The following is a 1,021-nucleotide window of genomic DNA, read 5'->3' on the forward strand; positions in this document are numbered from 1 at the left end:
CGATGATCACGCTGCGCGCCAGCATTACAGCCGCGGCTTGCGCCTGCTACAACAGGTGACGGTGCCCCGCACTCGCGCCGAAGGCTACCATTGCTTGTACTTGCTCCATGGTCACGCCGGCGATCTGGCCCGCGCCGAAGCCGATGCCCGCGAAGGGTTGTTGTTGGCCGCTTCCGCTGGCGATGAGTGGGTAGCAGCCTTGATGTTGCTCGCGCTTGGCAGTGTCACGCTGGTCGCCGATGATCCGCGTGGCTCCGAGTGGCTTGATCAGGCTGAGCAACGCTTCCAAGCCGGCCACGATACCTTCGGTCTGTTTCTCGTCCATCTGTGGCGCGCCTTGGCTTCCTTGCGCGCCGGACGCACCGCTACGGTTGATCCGCTGGTCGATCAGGTGATGCGGGAAGCAGTTGAGCACGGCTATGAGAATGTCTTGATCGGCCCCAGCCTTTTCGGCCCGCGTGACATTGCCGCGCTAGTGCCGTTGTTGTTGCGCGCGCGGACGATGCCGGCCCACCGCGATACGGCCGCTCGGCTGTTGCGGCAGGGCTTCCCCTCAATTGCTGCCGATGATACGGTGGATGATTACCATCCCGGCTTTACGCTGCGCGTGCAGATGCTGGGGGCGTTTCGGGTCTGGCGCGGTAATCAAGAGATACAAGCTCGCGAGTGGCAACGCGAAAAGGCGCGCCAGCTCTTCCAATTGTTGCTGACAATGCGCGGTAATTGGGTGCAGCGCGAGCAGATTTGTGCATGGCTCTGGCCTGACGCTGATCTCGAAGCCGCCGAGCGCCAATTTAAGGTGACGTTGAATACGCTTAATGCGGCTCTCGAACCGCATCGCCCGCCGCGTGTGCCGCCTTTTTTTATTCGCCGGCAGGGTTTGGCCTACAGTTTTGCCCCCTCGTTTGGTGCGTGGATTGATGTTGATGAGTTTGAGTTGCGCGCCAGCGGTGCGCAGACTACAACTGATCCCGATTTTGCCCGCCGCAGCGCCCAAGCTGCGCTCCAACTCTATCGTGGT

At 61.5% G+C, this 1,021-nt stretch carries 1 protein-coding gene; it reads left to right on the forward strand.

The genetic code is table 11. From position 1 onward, the window contains the following. Positions 1-55: 55 nt before the first annotated feature. Positions 56-1,021, forward strand: a 966-nt coding sequence (locus NZU74_20125) for a transcriptional regulator (GenBank protein MCS6883637.1), incomplete at its 3' end; no start/stop codon positions are given.

The sequence above is a fragment of the Chloroflexaceae bacterium genome (assembly GCA_025057155.1).
Lineage (GTDB): Bacteria > Chloroflexota > Chloroflexia > Chloroflexales > Chloroflexaceae > JACAEO01.